Origin of the sequence: Lawsonibacter asaccharolyticus (assembly GCF_022453915.1) — a bacterium.
Lineage (GTDB): Bacteria > Bacillota > Clostridia > Oscillospirales > Oscillospiraceae > Lawsonibacter > Lawsonibacter asaccharolyticus.
Genome location: NZ_CP091870.1, coordinates 449,401 through 468,589, shown reverse-complemented (window position 1 = coordinate 468,589; position 19,189 = coordinate 449,401). Strand labels below are relative to the sequence as shown.

The following is a 19,189-nucleotide window of genomic DNA, read 5'->3' as shown; positions in this document are numbered from 1 at the left end:
CCCAGAGAGAGAAAATTTTTTGCGGCAGGCGTTCAGCCCTCCCCGCCGCTGTCCCGGAGGATGCGGGAGCTGTTGATCAGGATCACAAAGGCTCCGATATTGTGGAGGAAGGCCCCGGCCAGGGCGGGGATCACCCCCACGGCGGCCAGGATCATCATAATGAGGCTGACGGAGAAGGCGATGCCGATGTTCTGATACATGATGCTCTTGGTGCTCCTGGCCAGGGACATGACAAAGGGGATGTTGTTCAGGTCGTTGTTCATAAGGGCGATGTCGGCGCTCTGGATGGCCACATCAGAGCCCATGGCCCCCATGGCAATGCCCACGTCCGCCTCTGCCAGGGCCAGGGCATCGTTGATGCCGTCTCCCACTGCAAGCACATGGGCGTCCTGCCTCAGCCGCTTCACGTGCTCCAGCTTCTCCTCCGGCAGCAGGTGGAAATATACCTGGTCGATCCCTGTCTGCCGCTGGACCTTCCGGGCAGCGAACTCCCGGTCGCCGGTGAGGAGCACAGTCTGTTCCATCCCGTCCTCGTGGAGCCGGCTCACCACCTCCTCAGCCTCCGGACGGACGGAGTCATCAAACATGAGGCAGCCCAGCACCCGCCCATTGTACACCACCCAGTTGGCGGGACCCCCTCCGGTGTCCATATGGGGGTCCTCCGGCTGGTAGCCCAGGGACTCGATCCAGTGCCGTGAGCCGAACAGGATCTCTTCCCCGCCCCGGGTCCCGGTCAGTCCTTTGCCCGCGGTCTCCCGGACCTGGAACCCCTCCTCATAGGGGATGCCCTCCCCCTCTAAGGTCTTCATCAGGGAGCGGGAGATGGGGTGCATAGAGCTGCACGCCACGCAGCCGCCCCTGGCGAAGAGCTCCTCCCTGCTCTGGGCCTCCTGAAGATAGAAGCCGCTGATGGAAAGCTCCCCCCGGGTGATGGTGCCTGTCTTGTCAAAGATCACAGTGGTGATGTTGGTGAGCTGCTCCACGAATTTGGCGTTTTTGATGAGGATGCCCCGCTTGGTGGACACCGCCAGGGCAGCAATCATGGGGGCGGAGCTGACCAGCATGTGCCCGCAGGGACAGCTCACCACCAGCACGGCGATGGCGTTGGAGATATTTCGGCTGAGCAGAGCGGTGAGGGCGGCCACGATGAGGGCCAGCGGGATGTAGTAGTGCATGAACCGGTCCACGATCCGGATCTCAGGCACGGTGATGCTCTGGGCCTCCTCCAGCAGGCTGACGATCTTGGTGAAGGAGGTGTCCTGATATTCCTTCTCCACCCGGACCTTGATCATGCCGTCCAGGTTGGTGGTGCCGGCGTACACCGTGTCCCCTACGGTCACGGCGGCGGGCAGGGGTTCGCCGGTGAGGGATTTCTGGTCGATGTTGGAATTGCCCCAGATTACGGTGCCATCGATGGGCAGGCCCATGCCAGGTCGGACAATGATGATGTCCCCCCGTTTCAATGCCTGGACCTCCACCGTCACCTCCCCATCCTCAGTTTCCAGCACCGCATCGGTGGCCTGCATCTGCTTAAGGCCCTCGATGGCGTCCCGGCCTCCCATGATGCTCCGCTCCTCCAGAAAGTGGACCACGCTGAGCACCACCGGGATCAGGATGGCCAGCTCGTGCTGCCCAGTGATGTAGCAGGCCAGCACGGCGATGGAGACCAGGATCTCCATGGCGTTGGTCACGTCCCGCTGGAGAAAGCCCCGGATGGCGGTCGCCAGCAGGGGCAGGCCCTCCACCAGCACGCCCACAGAATAGATCAGCCCCGCCACCGCCGTCTGCTCCGGGAAGATCCCCTTATAGAGCAGTCCGGTGACCAGACAGACCAAGGCTATCATGGCGGTGGTGATCTCCACCGAGAGCTTTCGCTTCTCCCGCCGGGTCAGGTCGGCCCCCTGGCTGTCCTCCAGCAGGTGGACCGCGGTATTCGTCAGGTTCTCCATAGCCGTCCCTCCTCAGGGCAGAAAGATCTGGGGCGTGTTGGTCCCCTCGGGCAGCACGATCTTGCCGCCCATCTGGTTGAAGATGGTGACCACCTTTTCCCGGAACACCCGCTCGTAGACCACGTCCCGGTTCTGCTGATACTCCTGGAACAGGCCGTAGAACTCCGCCACCTGGTCGTTGGCCCGGTTGATCCGGTCGTGCTGCGACACCTGGGCGTCGCTCACCAGCTTATCGGCGGCGGCGTTGGCCTCCGGGATCACCCGCTCCCGGTACTGGTTGGCCTGCTGGATGCGGGTCTCCTTCTCCACCGAGGCGGCGTTTACTTGGTCGAAGTGGTATTGCAGGGCGCTGGGGGGCTTGATGCTCTTGAACTCCAGGCTCACGATGCTCACCCCCATCTCCATCCCGTCCAGGATGGCCTGGGCCTGGCGGATGACCTCGTTTCCGAACTCCGCCTTCTGGTCGGTGAGCAGGCCGTCCACGCTCTTGGACGCCGCGCAGGAGGTCATCACGCCGCTGACTACGCCGTTGATCTCGGTCTCTGGGTCGCTGTTGTACAGGGCGTACTCCACCGGGTCAGAGATCTGATACTTCAGGGTGGCATCGATGTGGATGATATTCTCGTCCCCTGTGATCACATAGCCGGTGTCCTCGATCTCCGCATAGGTGGGGTCAGCGGAGGCGGCGTGAGTGGTGATGGACACCTCATGCACCTTTCCCACCGGCACCTTGATTACCTCGTCGATCACATAGGGGAATGCCAGCAGCAGGCCCGGCTCCTTCACCTGCTCCTCCCGGGTGTCCCCCACCAGCCGTCCGAACCGCAGCACCACCGCCACCTCGTGGTTGTTGACCACCCGGATGCCGGAGCAGCAGATCAGCGCCACAAGGATGACGATCAGCCATTTGCAGTAGCGGATGGCGGTGTTGATGATGGCAATGAACCGCTGAGAATCCTTCATCTTCCCTCACCGCCTTCAGTCATCGCCGTAGAGCACGTCGAATGGCGGGGTGTCCATGGTGATGATCATCACCGTGTCCTCGTCCACCGAGTTCTCCAGGGCAGCCAGCTTCTGTAGGAATTCATACAGCTCTGGGTCCTGGCTGTGGGCCGAGGCATAGATCTCTGCCACCTCCCGCTCCGTCTCCGCGTTGATGGCGGCAGCCTCCTCCCGGCCCTCGGCCACGATGGCGGCCACCTCCGCATCTGACTCGCTCATAATGATCTGGGCGTCCCGCTCACCCTCCGCCAGCAGCTGGTCGATGTACTTCTGCCGGTCCGCCTGCATCTGGGTGAACACGCTCTGTACGTTGGTGGCCGGCAGGCCCACCCGCTTCAGCCGCAGCTCATGGACCTGGATGCCGTACTGTTCCAGAGCGTGGGACTGCACCTCCTGGAGCATGGCGGCCTCGATCTCGTCGATCTTGATGTCCTCCTCGTCCAGGGAGACCAGGGCGGACAGGTCATAGTTGCCCATGGTCCCATTTTTGGCGCTGGTGACCAGGTCGCTGAGGTAGGTCTCCGCCAGGGCGGTATCCCCCACGCTGGTGTAGTACCGCAGGGGGTCGGCGATGCTCCAGATGGTGTAGGTCTGCATGATGACATTTTTCTTGTCATGGGTCAGAGTCTCCAGGTAGCCGGAGTCCAGATACCGCTTCCTGGCGTCCTGGATCTGCACGTCCTCAAAGGGCCAGGGCAGGCGCAGGTACATCCCTGCCTGGGTCACCTCCGACCGGACCGCGCCGAACCGGGTCACCACCGCGTACTCCCCCTCGTTTACCTTGAACACAAAGCCAAAGAAGCCGATGATGGCCGCCACGATCAGGGCGAACATCCACTTGATGATGCGGTTCCCTTTCATATCATGTCCCCTCCTCACCCGGCACTGCGCCGGTCTCCGCCTGCGTCCCCGCTGTCTGTGTCTCCGCCGCCTGCTCCCCGCCGGCGCCTCCGCCGTCAAGGCCGCTGAACCACCGGCTCCCCGAGCCGCCCAGTCCGAAGTTGGCATACAGGGCTCCGGCGTCCACCCCCGGCCCTACGATATACTTTCTCTGCTGGGCCAGAGCCTGCTGGAAACTCTCCAGATACCGGTCCAGCAGATAGGCCTCCGGGTCCAGCAGATAGGCCTCGATGCTGGCATTGTATTTCTGGATCTCCGCGTTGGCGCTGGAGACCCGCTCATCCCGCTGGATGCCGGCGTCATTGATGGCCAGCTGTTTGTCTGCCTCGGCCCCCTCCCGTGCCACCAGAGCCTTCCCTTCCGCGGTGAGGACGCTGGTCTTCTTCTGGATGCCCGCGCTCACCACGCTCTGGTAGATATCCGCGATGGCCACCGGCGGGTGGATGCTGGCCAGTGTGACGCTCATCACTTCCAGCCCCAGCTCCGCCTCCCGGGCATATTCCTTGAGCTGCTCCTCGATGCGGTGAGACAGCTGGCTGCGGTCCTCACTGATGATGGTGTTGATGTCCGTATGGATGGTCTCCCCCATCACCACCTCATAGCCCTTGGCGTTGAGCACGTCCTCCGGGCTGCTGTACCGGGTCAGGTAGGTGTACAGGTCACTGATGCGGTAGGTGATCTTCAGGTTGATGGCCACCAGCTCATTCCCGTTGCCCAGCAGGAGAGCCTGTTCCTCCCCCTCGTGGGGGCGGGTCCACAGGTTGTTCTTGTTGTTTACGTCCCCCTCATAGCCCACGATCATCCCCTGAGGCTGGGTGACGTTGTAGATCTTCACCTCTTCAAAGGGCACCGGAAGCTTGAAGTGCAGGCCTGGCTCCAGGATATCCTCCCGCGCCAGACTGCCGAAGCGGTACAGCGCCCCCTGCTGATAAGTCTCCACCTGCACCACACAGGTGGACAGCCACACCAGCAGGAGCACCGCCATTGCGCAGGAGGGCAGGATCATCTTGATGAATTTCAGGCTCCACAGGGAGCGCATGGAGATGCCGGTGTGCTGCTCCAGCCAGGTCAGGGCCCCGCTGCCCTTTTGTCCCCCGTAGTAGTACACCGGGAACAGGATGTACAGACGGAAGACCAGTTCCTCCCGGTGCCGGGTCATCTTCACTGCCACGCTGACAGCCGCCATGGCCGCCACATAGAACCAGCAGCCCAGGATGACATAGTCCACATACTGGCTGACGCTGAACAGCCCGGTGAAGGAGGTGACCATATCCGCCATCAGGGCAGCTACAGCGATCTTGTTGAGCACCATCAGGTTGCAGATGCTGGCCGCATCCGGGTTGGTGTCCAGCTGCATGGACCACCAGCGCTCCACACAGGCGTAAAGGATGAAGGACACCACGCATACCACCATGTGCAGGGGAGCCACGGCCCCAGTCACATCCTCCCGGGGCTTCAGGGTGAAGAGATAGAATCCCACCACCAGCACGGTGACCACTACCAGCAGCATGGTGGCATTGACGCTGTCCACCGCGTCCCGCTTGGCCTCCCGCTTTTCCTCTCCGGCCTCCTCCGGCGCAGCCGGGGCTGCTCCCAGCGTCTCCGCCCCCCCTTCGGCCGTCTCCTGCTCCCGCCGGACCACATATGCCCGATACCAGAGCAGGATAGCGCAGATCAGCAGCAGCACGCTCTGCATGATCTGAAACAGGCCAAAACGCAGCACCGTATAGGTATTGACGCTCTCGTTCATGAAGAAAAACAGCATCCCGATGCCCAGCAGGATCATGCTGGTGATCAGGTATTCCAGCTGCTTGGCTCGCTTCTCCACTCCGCTCCCCCCTTATCCCTGGGCGCTCCCGCGCCCGCCAGATCCCTCACACAGCGCCCGCAGCAGCGCGCGCAGCAGCTCCCCCGTCTCCCGGTCCGTCCAGCTGGGCAGGGTCTGGAAGGGCTCCGCCTTCTCGGCCAGGTCCCCCTCCTCCCGCCGGACCGCCTGGACATAGTCCAGCAGCTTCTCCCCCAGGGGCCGCCCAGCCCAGCGTGCCAGGCTCTCCTCCACAGCGGCAAAGCCCCCCGGCAGGGCGCCGAACCCGTTGTAGCAGGCCACCAGGGTGCCGTGTTGGTCCTCCGCCTCCGCCGCCCGGCCGTACCAGACTGCGGCCAGGGTCTCCGGCCCTTCCCGCTCCGGCAGGTCCTCCTGCCGCAGGCGGAGGGGGCGTTCCCCCCGCCTGTCCGCCGCCAGGGCGGCGTACCCTTTCAGTACGGTCAGCTGCCGCTGGAACCGCCGCTGGTCCGTCCCCTCCAGCCCCGTAACCAGGACGCCCCCCCGTCCGGGAACCAGACGGAGGCCCTGCCACTCCAGCGGTGCCTCCAGCACCGCTCCCTTCAGCTCATACTGGTCCTGTCTCACACACATCCTCCTCACAGGGGGGCAGGGAGACGGTGACCACCGTTCCCTCCCGCTCCACGCTCTCCAGTTCGACACTGCCGCCGCACTGCTCCACCACTTGCTGTACGAAATTCAGTCCCAGTCCGCTGGAGCTGCGGATGGAGAAGCCCTTCTCCCAGATCTCGCCCAGCAGCTCCCTGGGAATCCCTGTCCCGTTGTCCTCCACCTGAAAGCGGATCTCTGCCCCCTCCGTCTCCTCGACCCTGATCCAGATCTTGCCGTCCGGCCTCCGGACCGCATAGGCGGCGTTCTCCACCAGGTTGATGAGCACCCGGGAGAATCGGATCTTGTTGATCCGGATCTTCGCCTCTGGAGCCCGGTTCTCCGTGTGGACCAGGTCCGCATACTCCGCGCTGGATATCTGGGCCATCACGGCGTCCAGCAGCTCCTGGGTGGTCACCACGCTCCGCTGCTCCTCGTGCAGGATCTCGGAAATCATGCTGCTCATCCGGTCTATCATAGTCTCGATCCGCTCCAGATACTCCCCTTCCGTCTGGTCCCCTCTCCTGCCGGCGGACAGTTTGACCACCCCCACCAGGGCCTGCATGCTGGTCAGAGGGGACTTCAGATCATGGACCAGGTGGCGCAGTTCCATATAGGTCCGGTTCTCCAGGATGCGCATCCGGGTCTCCATCAGCATGTGCTCGTTGAGCTCCTTCTGCTCGCTGATGCGGCGGATGTTGTTTTCATCCACCACCAGCAGCAGGAGCAGCACAGACATGAAGAGGAACAGGGCAAAAAAGATGGTGGCCATGGCCTGGAGAAAGCTGTCCGCCTGAAGGAACTTGGAGACGAGCTTGATGTCATAGGAACTCTCTCCTCTGCCGAAGGGAAAATTCCACAGCAGAGGCATCATGTCCAGGAATTGCAGCGCCGTGATGAAAAAGGCCACCATGAGCCCCTTCTTCATCAGCCCCACAAAGCTGAAATCGATCTTGGCCAGCACCCAGATCATGGCGATCATGGACAGGGCCGGAATCCCGAAGTCATAGCGGATGCCATAGATCCGGTTGATGAGGAGATACACTCCGGGGATCAGGATGCCCACCGCAGCGATGGAGGCCAGCAGCCGCCGTCTCAGCTCCATGTCCCGGAAGGTCTCCACCAGAAAAAACACGCCCATGTAGTGGGGATAGGCCCGCACCGCATTGAGCACCACCAGCTTCAGCGCCGCCAGCAGCACGTAGATCTCCTGCCCCTGATAGATGCCGTTCATCAGCGTGCGGTAGATGCCGGTGTTCTCCACCGTCACCAGGGCGGGCATCAGCACTCCCAGAAGCACCAGGCCCCAGCCGATGCACCGCAGGTCCCGGTCCGTTCTTTTTCTGGCCTCTGCCGTCTGTCCCAGCTCATGCTCTCGTTTCAAGTCCATCCCCCTCTTCCCCTGCGGTCCGCCCAAGGAATACACCGCAAGCCTTGCCCTGGATGCCCGGGGCAAGGCTTGCCGTGTCTTTTCTTTTGTATCCCGAGTCCGGCTTCAGGCCGCTGCACGCTCAAATCAGGCCGTAGTACCGCAGCACGTATTCCACGATGTCCAGCTGGTCTCCGATCCGGCGCTCCAGCTCATAGCCCCGGTAGGTCTCCACTGTGATGGTGGGGATGCCCAGCTGGGTGGTCACCGTATTGTTGATGCTCCCGATGGGGCCGGGTCCATAGAAGTTGAATCGCTCGGAGCACAGCTCGCCGGACTCCGTGGCCATCAGCATCTCCAGGTACATGTCGCTCATTTCGCTCAGGTCGGTGTAGATCAGCGAACTGCCCAGGAAATCTTTGTTCTCCGCGTTGGCCCGGGCCTCGTGCAGGTCAAAGAGGAACACCGGGTCCACCCTCTGGATGTCCTGGTAGATGGAGTCGGCCACCCGCTGGGCCATATTCCCCTCCGGGTCCCCCGGGAAGGACCGGTTCAGATCCTCCTGCTCCGTCACATAGCGGACTCTGGGGTCCGCCTCCGCGCCCCAGCGGTTGGCTGGGGACAGGATATGGACCGTCCCGGCCCGGATGCCGATCTTCTTGACCAGGTTCCCGGTCATCCAGCCAGCGATCTCATCCCCGTGGACTCCCGCCACGATGTAGATGGTGGGTCCCTCCTCCTCCCCCTGGAGCACCGTCACCTCATTTTCGATGTCGGTCCCCTCGGCGAGCTTGTAGGTGCTCACCTGGGTGGGATAATCGCAGTCTGTGAAGTAGTCCCCGAAGTCGCCAGGCACCATCTCCGCGGGGTCGAAATCATAGGGCGGGTCGATGACCACCTCCGCACCGATCTCCGGCCGTTCGATGGCCTCCCGGCGGTCATAGCCGCTCTCCTCCTGGGAGGCGGAGGCCGGCGCCTCGCTGCCTGCGGGGGCCGCTCCGCTCTCCGCCGGGGCGGAGGTGCTCCCCGGCCCTGGGGCGGCGCAGCCGGTGAGGGCCAGGGCCAGGAAGAGACTCAACATCTGCTTTTTCATGCCTTCACCTCCCAACTTTCCGCGCTCAGTCGGGAGCGAGGAACTGCCCGATGTCCGCCGCCATATCGACATAGGACGGGATACCGTTGATGACCAGGTTGCCCAATCCCAGCTCGTTGAAGGCCACCGCGAACTGAGCCACGCCGGTGACATGACGGGCTACCCGCTCAGAGATGGGGGCGCCGTCCGCGTCATAGCCGAAGTCGTACAGACGGCCGTAGCCAGCCGCCTTCAGATAGTACTTATCCTGTCCGGTGACCACCAGGTTTTCGTCGGTCTTTCCTCTCAGGCGGCCCTGGGAGGGGTTGGAGGTCTCCATCAGCAGGGCCAGGGTATCGGTGTAGTCGCCCAGCTCCCGGTGGGTCAGGCCGTGCAGGTTCTCGGGAGAGGGCTCCAGGCCGATGCTCATTCCCTCCAGCTGCATGTTGATCAGCGCCTGGGAGCCCAGTGACAGGGCATCCTGATGGGCCACGATGGTGTTGATGGTGGGGTACTCGGGAGATGCCTCGTGGAGATCCACCGTGATGTCGATGCCCTCCTGTTCAATGAGCTGGGTCACGCCGTAGCTCATTTTCTCGGTGAAAGTGCCATCGGTACGCCCCGGGTAGGAGCGGTTGATATTCCGGGTCTCGGAGCCGGACAGCCGCTGTCCGGAGGAGGCGTGGACATAGATCTCCGGGTCGGGCCACTGGTGGATGGGGTTGGTGGCCCGGGAGCCGAAGCGGAACCAGCGCTCCCCGTTGGGGGTGTCGATGGTAAAGCGCATGGGGGCCCCCTCCTGGGGGTCAGTGCAGGTGAAGGCGCTGTTGTTGGTCCGCGGGATGACGTACAGGGTGCCCGCCTCAGGCTGGGCGTTCTCAATGAGCAGGACGGCGGCCACCAGGCCGGAAGGCTCATTGGGGTGGGTGCCCCCCAGCACCAGCATGGAGTCCCCCTCCTGCTCCCCCTCCAGCACATAGACCTCCGTGTCTCCGGCGGTTCCCTCCAGACCGGGATACCAGTCGGACAGCATCTTGATCTCTGTCACTCCGGGGCCTGGGTAGATGGGCTCCACCTCCCGCATGGAGAGGAACTGGCCGGCCAGATACACGATGGCGGCGGCGGCCAGAGCCAGCAGGATCAGGGCGGATAACCAGCTCTTTTTCACTTCGATCTTCACTCTGTCCACCCCCTCATTTGATCAGCAGCAGCCGCAGCACCAGCGGGACCACCACCAGCGCGGCGTCGATCTGCAGCATCAGGTTCTTTTCCCGCACCATATTCTTGATGACGAATACCAGCAGGAAGAGCACCAGGCCCAAATAAACATATAATAACATGCTTTCCCCTCCTATCTCAAGTCAGGAACGAAAGGTTGCCGGACACCAGCAGGGTGACCAGGCCGTACAGGATGCAGACGATGAAGGGGATGGCGCAGTGCCGCAGCACCCGGGAGTACTTCTGTTCCACGATCTGGGCCGCATAGTTGCCCGCCAGGGCCGTGGGCGGCATCAGGTCGCCCATGGAGCAGATGAAGGACAGGGCGGCGGCAATGACGATCTGGTCGCCGGTGTCCAGCAGGGCCAGCAGGAAGGGGACGCCCAGCACAGAGGCCGCGCCATAGGAGGACACCGCGCCAAAGGCGGGCATCACCAGGCAGACGGCGGCATACAGGACGATGAGGCCGAAGCCGAAGCAGCTGACCACGATGTAGCCCCGCACGCCGGTGAGGGTCATCACCTGGATGAACATGCCCACGCCCATCAGCTTGCCCAGCACGGGGACGGTGGTCTCCACAGCCTCCGACACTGCCTGGATGGCGTTGAACTTCTTGCCGGTGAACAGGCCCACCACGCTGCCGATGAAGAAGATCAGCGGCATTCCCAGGGATGGGAACACGTTGGGGAGAGCCCGGCTGCCCACCATGAGGACGATGACCACCAGGATGGGGATGTAGAGCTTGAGCCCGTACTGTTTGCCCACCTCCAGGTTCAGCCCCTCTTTGATCTTGTCGTAATCCAGGTGCCGGCAGTAGCGCAGGCCCACAAAGAGGACGGTGAAGATGGCGCAGGGGAAGGTCATGAAGGCCAGGGGGCCCTCAAAGCCGATGTAGGGCATATCCACGCCGCCGGCGATGAGCATGGCGGGGATGTTCACCGGGGGGGCGGCCATGCCCATGATGGCGCCCACCGCCAGGATGGCGCCGGTCTGGGGGGCCGGGATGCCCATCATCAGCAGGATGGGGGCCACGATAGCGCCGGCGGAAAGCACCGCGGCGGTGGAGGAGCCCGTGATCATGCCCGGGAACATGATGATGAGCATCAGCAGAATCAGCATGACCGCCGGGACCTTGTGGAAGCGGGAGACGATGACGGCGTTCAGGGCCTCCAGTGCCCCGGATTTTTGGATCACCGTCATAAAGATCATGGCCATGGAGATGATGAGCACCGTATCCATATAGACAAAGGTGCCCTCGAACAGATGGCGCAGGGGGATACCCTCCCCACCCACCAGGGCGCCGGCGATAGCGCCGGCCGCCATAGACAAGCTGACCGGCAGCTTCAGCAGGAAGTTCCCCAGCAGGAACACGCCCAGCATGACCAGGAATATTACCAGTTCAAATTCCAATCAAATCCCTCCTGTTCCGGAGTATTCGCGGGAGTCGGGCAGACGGCCGCCTCTGCCGGCGGAGCGTCCGCTTTTGGGAAGAGGCCCCACCCGTTTTGACAGGCGGGGCCTCCTTGCAGTGCAATGGGGTTCAGGCGCCGAAGATCTCCTGGAGCGGGGTCACAGCGTCGGCGATGGTGTACAGCATGGTGATGGGGATGCCGGCGTCGGTGGCGGCGTCAGAGAACTTGCCGTCGTCGTTGCCCTCCTCCACTACCATGATGTAGTCGGCACAGCCCAGGGCCAGGTCGCTGAACTGGTCAGACAGAGTGCCCCGGCGGGCGGCGCCGCCCATGTGGGCCACGATCACGGTGATGTCGTTGTCCTTGGCGGTCTGGGCGATGGCCTCAGCGCGGGCGATCTCGTCCTCCTGGGAGATGCCGGCCGCGCCCAGCCCCTTGGAGGAGGCTCCGCTGGCGATGATGATGGTCTTGTATCCGGCGGCGTCCTCTGCGGAAGCGGTGGCGTCGAAGGTGTACTCAGCTCCCACCTTCTTCATCAGGGCGTCCAGCATGGATACGTCGGCGCTCTGGCCGAAGGAGGTGATCAGGACGGGGGCGGAGACCTGGTCCTTGGTGAAGGTGCCGTTCTCCGTCACCACCCGGTTGCTCTCGCTGGTGCGGAAGGTGTAGCCGCTCTCAGCACCGGTGGAGGCGCCGCCGCTCCCGGCGGGGGCGCTGGTGCTGGTGGACGGGGTGCTGGTCCCCGGGGTGGTGGTGCTGGTCCCGCCACCGCCGCAGGCGGTCAGCAGAAGGCTGCAGCTGAGGGCCGCGGCCAGGAGCATACATACGTTGCGCTTTTTCATTTTAAGTTCCTCCTAAGATCATTTCAGTTCTATGCTTGATCCCGGTCCTCCGGGACTTGGCACCTTACCAGTCGAGTCCCTCAGGCCAGGGACTTCAGGGTGGCCTCCAGGCCGTTGGCGATCATTTCGTTGGCATCGGGCAGGCCGGAGATCTTCAGGGGCTTGTCGGGGTACATCTGGTCGAAGGTGTTGATGATCTCCGCACTCATGCTCATGTGGTAGGCGGTCCGCTTCTCGATGGGCCAGCCGTTCTCGTCAAAGTCGTAGGAATTGGGGAACAGCCCCGCCCGATGCATGGCCAGATAGTTGCCCGAGATGCCGTCCTTCACCAGCTCCTCTGTCACCTTGTCGTGGTAGCTGCCCATGGCGGGGTTGCAGGTCTCGAACAGGGTGCACAGGGCGTCGGTATTGTCGCCCAGGCCCCGGTGGGACAGGCCGTAAGAGGTCTGGCCGGAGATCTCCATCTTCAGGGGCAGGTTGTTGATGACGCAGTTCATCACAGCGGAGGAGCCCAGAGGCATGGCGTTCTCATGGACCACCAGGGTGTTGACCAGCTTCACCGACTCGGCACCGGCCTCGTGGCCGTCATAGATGAAGTCGATCTGCTCGGTCTGGATAAAGTTGTAGATGGCGTAGCACACCATCTCGGTGAGGTAGCCCTCCTCCAGTCCGGGGTGGTTGCGGTTCAGGTTGCGGATCTCCGCGATCTCGTCGTGGCGCAGTTCCCGCTTGGAGGTATTCAGCCGGTAGTTGGGGTCGGGCCACTGGTGCACCGGGTTGGAGATGCGGGTGCCGATGCGGAACTCCCGGGTGGAGCCGTCGGACAGCTGGAAGGTCATCTTGTTGGCCTGGGCCAGCAGGGGCTGGGTGTGGCTGTATCCACTGTTGTTGGCCCGCACCATCACATAGAGGGTGCCCTCTTCACACTTCACGTTCTCCAAATAGGTCACGGCGTTGAGCATGGAGCCCACCTCATTGGTGTGGGTGCCGCCGTAGATCAGCGCCTTGCCTCCGGGGATCCCGCTGTCAAAGACATAGATATCCACGTCGCCCGGCGTGTCCTTCAGGTTGGGATTGTAGTCGCTCAGCCGGATCACACCGGTGATGTTGGGATTTTCGGTGTACAGCACGTCGTCCTTCTGCTGCTGGAGATAGATCTGCCCTGTCAGCACGCAGACCAGGGCCACCACGAGCAGAACGGCAATGTTTGGGATCAGACTCTTGTTTTTCATTTCCGTTCCCCCTTCATTTGATCAGCAGCGCGCGGAGGATCAAGGGGAAACAGATGATCCCCAGACTCATCACATGGGCCAGCGATCTCTCCCGCACGATGTCCCAGATCACCACCAGGGCCAGGACAGCGACGATGATCCGATAGATGATGAACAATGCAGCAATCATTCTTCGTCCCCCCTTAAATCATCAGGAACTTCAGCGATGAACCTGCCACCAGGAACACCACGATGGCGGCGGTCAGCACCAGCGTGAAGATGATGTTGCGCTTGACCACCTCAGTTCCGGTGACCCCAGTCACCCCCAGGGTCTCGCCCACCGTCTCCGCCAGGCTGCCCCGCAGGGCCAGGAGCATGCTCATGGCGATGGCGGCGCCTACCGCCATCATGGACAGCTCATAGCTTCCATAGTTGGAGTTGCTGACCAGATAAGTGGCCAGCGCCCCCACCACATAGGCGAAGGGGGTTCCCAGCAGCAGACCGCCCGCCAGCACCAGCAGTCCCAGTACCAGGGCGATCACTGCGCCGTTGATGCCGGCGATCTCCATCTGGGCGGAGAGGGTGCCGTTGACGCCCACCAGGTTGAAGGTCTCGACCACAGAGGCATAGGCCAGGATCAGGGCCAGCTCCACCGCCACGGTGCGGATGCCGTCCGCCGCCGCGATCAGGGGGTTGGCTCCCTTGCACTTGAAGATCAGGGCCAGCACGAAGCCGATGAGGTAGATCACCGGATACCCCCCGTAATAGGGGATCAGGAAGTACAGGAAGTTGTAGCAGAGCACCAGCACCGCCACCACGGCCAGGGGGATCAGGCAGACCGCGCTGCCCGTCTTTTCCACGTTCCCGTCCGCTTCCCACTCCCCCAGCACCCGGCGCCCGGCCAGGGCGCAGTAGACGATCAGGGCGGGGAGGGCCAGGATCAGGATGGGGAGAAAATATCCCTCAAAAGCGCCGGGATAGAGCCCCTGCCGGGCAATGGTGGGGGCCATGGCGGGTACGCACAGGGGAGGCAGCAGCATGCCCATCAGAGCGCCCACTGTCACCACCTCCACCACTTTGCTCTTCTCCATCCCCTTGTCCAGCAGGTAGCGGCCAGCCATCAGGCCAGTGGTGGCCACGCTGGCCAGGGCCGTGCCGGTGATCATGCCGGGCAGGCCGATGAACAGGATCAGGATGAACATCTGGGCGGCCGGGCTGCGCTTCTTCCCTACCACCTTGGCGAACAGGAACTGGAAGGTCCCGTTGACATACAGCAGATAGGAGAAGGCTGCGCCGCACAGCACCCACATCAGGGTGTCCACAAAGACGAAGGGACCCTCGGTGACCTCTCTGAGCCGGAAGCCCAGCCCGGCCACCAGCGCGGTGATCAGGCCCGCCACGAAGATAAGGGGCGCGATCAGGCCGCTTTTCCCTTTGAACAGAACGCTGACCACCGCTACGACAGCCAGCATGACAGCCAGCAGCAGATACGCTTCAGTCAAATTCACTCATTACCACTCCTTGTAACACGCATTCCGGCCGGGTATCTGGGGTCCCCGGACCGGATCAGCCAATCGGAGATCGGGGCCCGTGCCCTCCCCGGAAAGCCGGGGAGGGCCGTCCGTTCCCGTTCAGCCGGCAGGAAGCCGGACCGGGCCCGCGGAATGCCGGGTCTTAATAGGCCAGGGCCTTATAGCCGCGTCTGGGGTCGGCGCCGGCATAGAAGATGCCGTTGTCCCGGTCCAGATAGATGGCTGCGATGCCGCCTACCGCCATGTTGTACTCGCCTACGTCCTTCATCTCGTAGCCGATCCCCTCCATCTGGGCCACTAGGTCCGGATCGAAGCGGGGCTGCTCGATGCTCACCCGGGCGGGGGAGTCCATGCCGGAGCGGTTGATGGCCATGGCGCGGGGCTCATTGATGGCCTGCTGCACATTCATGCCATACAGCAGCACGTTGTTGATAATGGTGGCCACTGCGGGCGGGATGGCCAGGGAGCCGGGGGAGCCCACCGCCATGATGGGGTTCCCGTCCTGGAGCACCAGGCTGGGAGAGATGGTGGAGCGCACCCGCTTGCCGGGCATCACATAGTCGGGGCTGTCGGGGTTCTCATGGTCCAGGTTGCCGATGTGGCTGTTGTAGAAGAAGCCCAGACCGGGGGCCATAAATTTGCAGCCCCAGCCGTTGCCCAGGGTGTTGGTGGTGGAGACGATGTTGCCGTACTGGTCGATGACGGCGATGTGGGTAGTATGCTGGCTCTCCTCCGCGGTGGGCTCCAGCTTGGTGACCGGCAGGTCGCTGAGGGGCACAGACTCCATGGCCTGCATGTTGTCCATGTCGATAAGGGCAGCCCGCTCGGCGGCGAACTCGTCGGAGATCATCTCCTCCACAGGCAGGTCATAGAAGGCGGGGTCGCCGATGTAGGTGTAGGAATCCACCAGGCCGATGCGGCAGGCCTCGTTGAAGATGTACTGGTACTCCAGGGTGCTGGGGTCATACTGAGAGATGTCCTTCTCCTCCATGATGTTCAGCATCTCCAGCAGCCAATCGCCGCCGTTGGAGGGAGGGGGAACGGTGACCACTTCATAGCCGTAGTACTCGGTACGGATGGGCTCCCGCTCCGCCACGGTATAGGTCGCCAGGTCCTCCATGGCCATCAGGCTGCCATTGGCCTGGAGACCGTCCACCATCTTCTGAGCCAGCTCGCCGGTATAGAACTCCTCGATGCCGCCCTTGGCAATGGCTTCCAGGGTGTCGGCCAGGGGCTCGTTCTTGAACAGATCGCCGGTCGCATAGGGGAGGCCGTCGTTGGTGTAGATGGCCGCAGCCTCCTCATTGGCGGAGATCATATCAAAGGAGTCCATGATGGCATTGGCCAGACGCTCCTCGATGGGGAAGCCCTCCCGGGCCAGCTTGATGGCGGGGGCCATGACCTCTTCCGGGGTCATGGTGCCATACTTCTCCAGGGCGGTGAGCAGACCAGCCACCTGGCCGGGGACAGCGGCATTCTTGGCCGTGGCAGAGTCTGTCTCCGGATTGTACCAGCCGGGCTCCACCGCCACGGGGACAGTCTCCATGTACTCCAGGATCTCGTACTCGTGGTTATCCGCCAGATAGATGTTCATCATGCCGCAGCCGCCGATGCCGCTCAGGTTGGGCTCACACACGCCCACTGCGAAAGCGGTGGCCACCGCCGCGTCCACGGCGTTGCCGCCGGCCTGCAGGATCTCCAGGCCAGCCTGAGAGGCGTACACGCTGCCGCTGGATACGCCGCCATGGGTGCCGATGGCACCGTTTCCGAACTCATCGCCCTCCATGGTCTCAGGGATCTCGGGGGTCTCCGGCTCAGAGGCAGCGGGCTCTGAAGAAGCCGCGGGAGGGGTGGAGCTGGCTGCCGGCTGGGTGGTCTGTCCGCAACCCGCCAGCAGGGACAGCATCATTGCAAGTACAAGAGCCAGTGCGCTGAATTTCGTTGTCAGGGACTGATTATTCCGTTTCATATGCTCTCCTCCTTATTGATGTAACATTTTTTACCTCGCATACATCTCCTCATGGGCCTTCTTTTCCTCCCTTCTCATTCCGTTTCAAATGCCCATCAGACTTTTGGTATCTGTATGCGCTGGCTTTCTCAATAGGCCAGTGACTTGTACTGCCGGCGGTTATCTCCGCCCGCATAGACAAAGCCGTCGTCCGGGTCCACCAGGACCACGCCCACACTGCCCAGGCTGGTGTTCCAGTCCTTTCCGGAGTCCACCTCATAGCCCGCGTCGATCAGGGCCTGGATGGTCTCCTCCGGCAGCCGGGGCTCGGCGTACACCTTCAGCGGGGCGCTGTACGAGGTGAAGATGGCCCGGGGCTCGTTGATGGCCTGCTGCAGGTCCATGTCGAACAGCAGCACTGCATTGAGGATCTGGACGATGGCAGGCGGGATGCACCAGCTGCCGGGGGAGCCGATGGCCATGATAGGCTCGCCGTCCTTGACCACCAGGGTGGGGCACATAGTGCTCATGACCCGCAGGCCGCCCTGGACAAAGTTGGGGTTGTCTTTTTCTGCAATGTCCAGCTTCTGGTTGGACAGGTGGGCGTTCAGGGGGAAGCCGGTACCCGGAGCCACGATACAGGATCCGAAATATCCGCCGATGGTGTGGGTGGTGCTCACCATATTCCCAAACTCGTCAATAACGGAGACGTGGGTGGTGGAACCGCTTTCCGGCGTGGCGGTGGTCAGCTTCTCAAAGGGGAGGCCCTCCCCGGGAACAAGAGTGGGGTTGACCTTGCCGTCCTTGGGCATGTCGTTCTCCACCCGCTCCTTGGCGTACTCCTTGGAGATCAGGGTATCGATGGGCAGCTCATAAAAATCCGGGTCCCCGAAGTAGGTGATGCCATCCGCCATGCTCAGCCGCAGAGCCTCGTTGAAGGTGAACAGATATTCCGGGGTGTTGAAGCCCATAGAGACCAGGTCGTAGTTCTCCAGGATATTGAACATCTCCAGCATGGGGGCGCCGCCGTTGGAGGGCGGGCCCTGGGTCACGATCTCATAGCCGTGATAAGTGGTGCTGATGGGCTCCCGCTCCACGCTGGTGTAGCTGGCCATATCCTCCATGGTGAGCAGGCCGCCCAGGCGCTGGACCTCGTCCACGATGGTCTGGGCGATGCTCCCCTTGTAGAACTCGTCGATGCCGCCCTCCGCGATCTTGCGCAGGGTATCCGCATAGTCGGGGTTGGTGAAGTGGTCCCCCACCGCATAGGGCAGGCCTTCGTTGGTAAATATCTTGGCCGCCTCCTCGTTCTGCACCAGTTTGTCGAAGCTGGCCGAGGCCCGCTCCTCAAAGCTGATGTGGACATCGAAGCCCTCCTCCGCCAGCTGGATGACAGGGGCCAGCACCTCCTCCCGGGTCATGGTGCCATACTTCTCCAGGGCGGTCAGGGCGCCGTGGACCTGTCCAGGGACGGTGACCAGCATGGCCCCCTTCTTCTCATTGATCTCGTCCAGAGTGTCGATGCCCGCCGCCGCAGGAGCGGTCTCCATGGCCTCGATACAGATGTACTCGCCCGTCTCCTTCAGATAGATGGTCATGAAGCTGGCGCCGCCCAGGCTGGTGGCACCCGGCTCGGTGAGGCTGTTGGCAAAAATCATGGCCACCGCGGCGTCCACCGCGTTGCCCCCCGCCTCCAGGATATCCATGCCGATGCGGGAGGTGTACTCATTGGCGCTGACCACCGCTGCCTGATAGCCCACCGCGGCGTTGCCGTAGGTATCTGTGGTCAGCTCGGGCAGGGCGGGCTGTTCCGGCGTCTGCGTGCTCTGGCTGGCCGCCGGGGGCGTGCTGCCGGCCTCCGGAGAACTGCTCTGGCTCCCGCCGGGGCCGCATCCGGTGAGCAGTCCCGTCAGCAGGGATAGGGTCAGGGTCAGGGCCGCCAGCGAGGATCCAATGTGTCTGCGTCTGTTTCCCATTTTGACTCTCCTTTCTAATAGGGCCGTGCGTTCACCTTATGTTTTATTTCCGTCTGTTCCAGCTTATTCCTCCCCCCATTGTGACGGACGGCAGCGACCATCTGCGCCCACCATAATTCTAACTAAATCTATCATACAGCGCCCCCATTTCATTGTGCAATTTTTTCTCTTATTTATTTCTGAAATTTTAAAAATTTATGAACAGGCCACTCTTATCCTTTTTTGATTCGTCATTTTTCCCTTTTATTTCTAGTTTTTTCTCATTTTTCTCTTCCGCCCTCTTTTTTAGGCCTCTTCCCTTTTATATTTTTATTTGTCTATTTTGAC

The 19,189-nt window shown here is 62.4% G+C and carries 16 protein-coding genes; all 16 read right to left on the bottom strand.

The window, feature by feature from the left end; all coding sequences use genetic code 11:
• Positions 1–32 precede the first annotated feature (32 nt).
• Entirely contained in the window at positions 33–1,949 is a 1,917-nt protein-coding gene (locus L9O85_RS02155) for a heavy metal translocating P-type ATPase (RefSeq protein ID WP_108979910.1), read from the bottom strand.
• 12 nt (positions 1,950–1,961) lie between these two features.
• Positions 1,962–2,912 carry an FtsH protease activity modulator HflK gene (gene hflK / locus L9O85_RS02150; protein ID WP_050622736.1) on the bottom strand — a complete coding sequence of 317 codons (951 nt, stop codon included), beginning with the start codon at positions 2,910–2,912 and terminating at the stop codon, positions 1,962–1,964.
• Positions 2,913–2,927: 15 nt separating this feature from the next.
• Positions 2,928–3,812 (bottom strand): protease modulator HflC, encoded by an 885-nt coding sequence (hflC, locus tag L9O85_RS02145; protein ID WP_077138676.1) that lies wholly within the window; start codon positions 3,810–3,812, stop codon positions 2,928–2,930.
• Between the two features lies 1 nt (position 3,813).
• On the bottom strand, positions 3,814–5,679 hold the full coding sequence (hflK, locus tag L9O85_RS02140) for a protease modulator HflK (RefSeq protein WP_277102867.1): 1,866 nt from the start codon (positions 5,677–5,679) through the stop codon (positions 3,814–3,816).
• Positions 5,680–5,691: 12 nt separating this feature from the next.
• Positions 5,692–6,261, bottom strand: a complete 570-nt coding sequence (locus L9O85_RS02135) for a hypothetical protein (protein ID WP_301579385.1) — start codon at positions 6,259–6,261, stop codon at positions 5,692–5,694.
• Positions 6,242–7,672, bottom strand: a complete 1,431-nt coding sequence (locus L9O85_RS02130) for a sensor histidine kinase (protein WP_301579383.1) — start codon at positions 7,670–7,672, stop codon at positions 6,242–6,244. Before L9O85_RS02130 ends, L9O85_RS02135 begins: the two co-directional genes overlap by 20 nt.
• 121 nt (positions 7,673–7,793) lie before the next feature.
• Positions 7,794–8,744: a succinylglutamate desuccinylase/aspartoacylase family protein gene (locus L9O85_RS02125; RefSeq protein ID WP_050622741.1), complete on the bottom strand. Its 951-nt coding sequence runs from the start codon at positions 8,742–8,744 to the stop codon at positions 7,794–7,796.
• Between the two features lie 25 nt (positions 8,745–8,769).
• Complete coding sequence (locus L9O85_RS02120; protein ID WP_242850263.1) at positions 8,770–9,903, bottom strand: succinylglutamate desuccinylase; 1,134 nt, start codon at positions 9,901–9,903, stop codon at positions 8,770–8,772.
• Between the two features lie 13 nt (positions 9,904–9,916).
• Complete coding sequence (locus L9O85_RS02115) at positions 9,917–10,063, bottom strand: hypothetical protein (RefSeq protein WP_170116193.1); 147 nt, start codon at positions 10,061–10,063, stop codon at positions 9,917–9,919.
• Positions 10,064–10,079: 16 nt separating this feature from the next.
• Positions 10,080–11,351 (bottom strand): TRAP transporter large permease subunit, encoded by a 1,272-nt coding sequence (locus tag L9O85_RS02110; protein WP_108979915.1) that lies wholly within the window; start codon positions 11,349–11,351, stop codon positions 10,080–10,082.
• A gap of 130 nt (positions 11,352–11,481) precedes the next feature.
• Positions 11,482–12,195, bottom strand: a complete 714-nt coding sequence (locus tag L9O85_RS02105; protein ID WP_050622742.1) for a DUF6305 family protein — start codon at positions 12,193–12,195, stop codon at positions 11,482–11,484.
• Between the two features lie 80 nt (positions 12,196–12,275).
• Positions 12,276–13,427, bottom strand: a complete 1,152-nt coding sequence (locus tag L9O85_RS02100; RefSeq protein WP_108979917.1) for a hypothetical protein — start codon at positions 13,425–13,427, stop codon at positions 12,276–12,278.
• Between the two features lie 13 nt (positions 13,428–13,440).
• Positions 13,441–13,596 (bottom strand): hypothetical protein, encoded by a 156-nt coding sequence (locus L9O85_RS02095; protein ID WP_154669717.1) that lies wholly within the window; start codon positions 13,594–13,596, stop codon positions 13,441–13,443.
• Positions 13,597–13,609: 13 nt separating this feature from the next.
• Positions 13,610–14,914 (bottom strand): TRAP transporter large permease subunit, encoded by a 1,305-nt coding sequence (locus tag L9O85_RS02090; RefSeq protein WP_256183143.1) that lies wholly within the window; start codon positions 14,912–14,914, stop codon positions 13,610–13,612.
• 166 nt (positions 14,915–15,080) lie between these two features.
• A complete protein-coding gene (gene ggt, locus L9O85_RS02085) occupies positions 15,081–16,907 on the bottom strand; it encodes a gamma-glutamyltransferase (protein WP_050622745.1) in 1,827 nt (608 codons plus the stop codon).
• 128 nt (positions 16,908–17,035) lie between these two features.
• A complete protein-coding gene (gene ggt, locus L9O85_RS02080) occupies positions 17,036–18,862 on the bottom strand; it encodes a gamma-glutamyltransferase (RefSeq protein ID WP_276757618.1) in 1,827 nt (608 codons plus the stop codon).
• Positions 18,863–19,189: the final 327 nt, after the last annotated feature.

Bases quoted from the DNA above. Each gene is read 5' to 3' on its own strand.
- L9O85_RS02155 (WP_108979910.1), bottom strand. From the start codon at position 1,949: ATGGAGAACCTGACGAATACCGCGGTCCACCTGCTGGAGGACAGCCAG.
- hflK (WP_050622736.1), bottom strand. From the start codon at position 2,912: ATGAAGGATTCTCAGCGGTTCATTGCCATCATCAACACCGCCATCCGC.
- L9O85_RS02095 (WP_154669717.1), bottom strand. From the start codon at position 13,596: ATGATTGCTGCATTGTTCATCATCTATCGGATCATCGTCGCTGTCCTG.
- L9O85_RS02125 (WP_050622741.1), bottom strand. From the start codon at position 8,744: ATGAAAAAGCAGATGTTGAGTCTCTTCCTGGCCCTGGCCCTCACCGGC.
- ggt (WP_276757618.1), bottom strand. From the start codon at position 18,862: ATGGGAAACAGACGCAGACACATTGGATCCTCGCTGGCGGCCCTGACC.
- L9O85_RS02100 (WP_108979917.1), bottom strand. From the start codon at position 13,427: ATGAAAAACAAGAGTCTGATCCCAAACATTGCCGTTCTGCTCGTGGTG.
- ggt (WP_050622745.1), bottom strand. From the start codon at position 16,907: ATGAAACGGAATAATCAGTCCCTGACAACGAAATTCAGCGCACTGGCT.
- L9O85_RS02105 (WP_050622742.1), bottom strand. From the start codon at position 12,195: ATGAAAAAGCGCAACGTATGTATGCTCCTGGCCGCGGCCCTCAGCTGC.
- L9O85_RS02130 (WP_301579383.1), bottom strand. From the start codon at position 7,672: ATGGACTTGAAACGAGAGCATGAGCTGGGACAGACGGCAGAGGCCAGA.
- L9O85_RS02115 (WP_170116193.1), bottom strand. From the start codon at position 10,063: ATGTTATTATATGTTTATTTGGGCCTGGTGCTCTTCCTGCTGGTATTC.
- hflC (WP_077138676.1), bottom strand. From the start codon at position 3,812: ATGAAAGGGAACCGCATCATCAAGTGGATGTTCGCCCTGATCGTGGCG.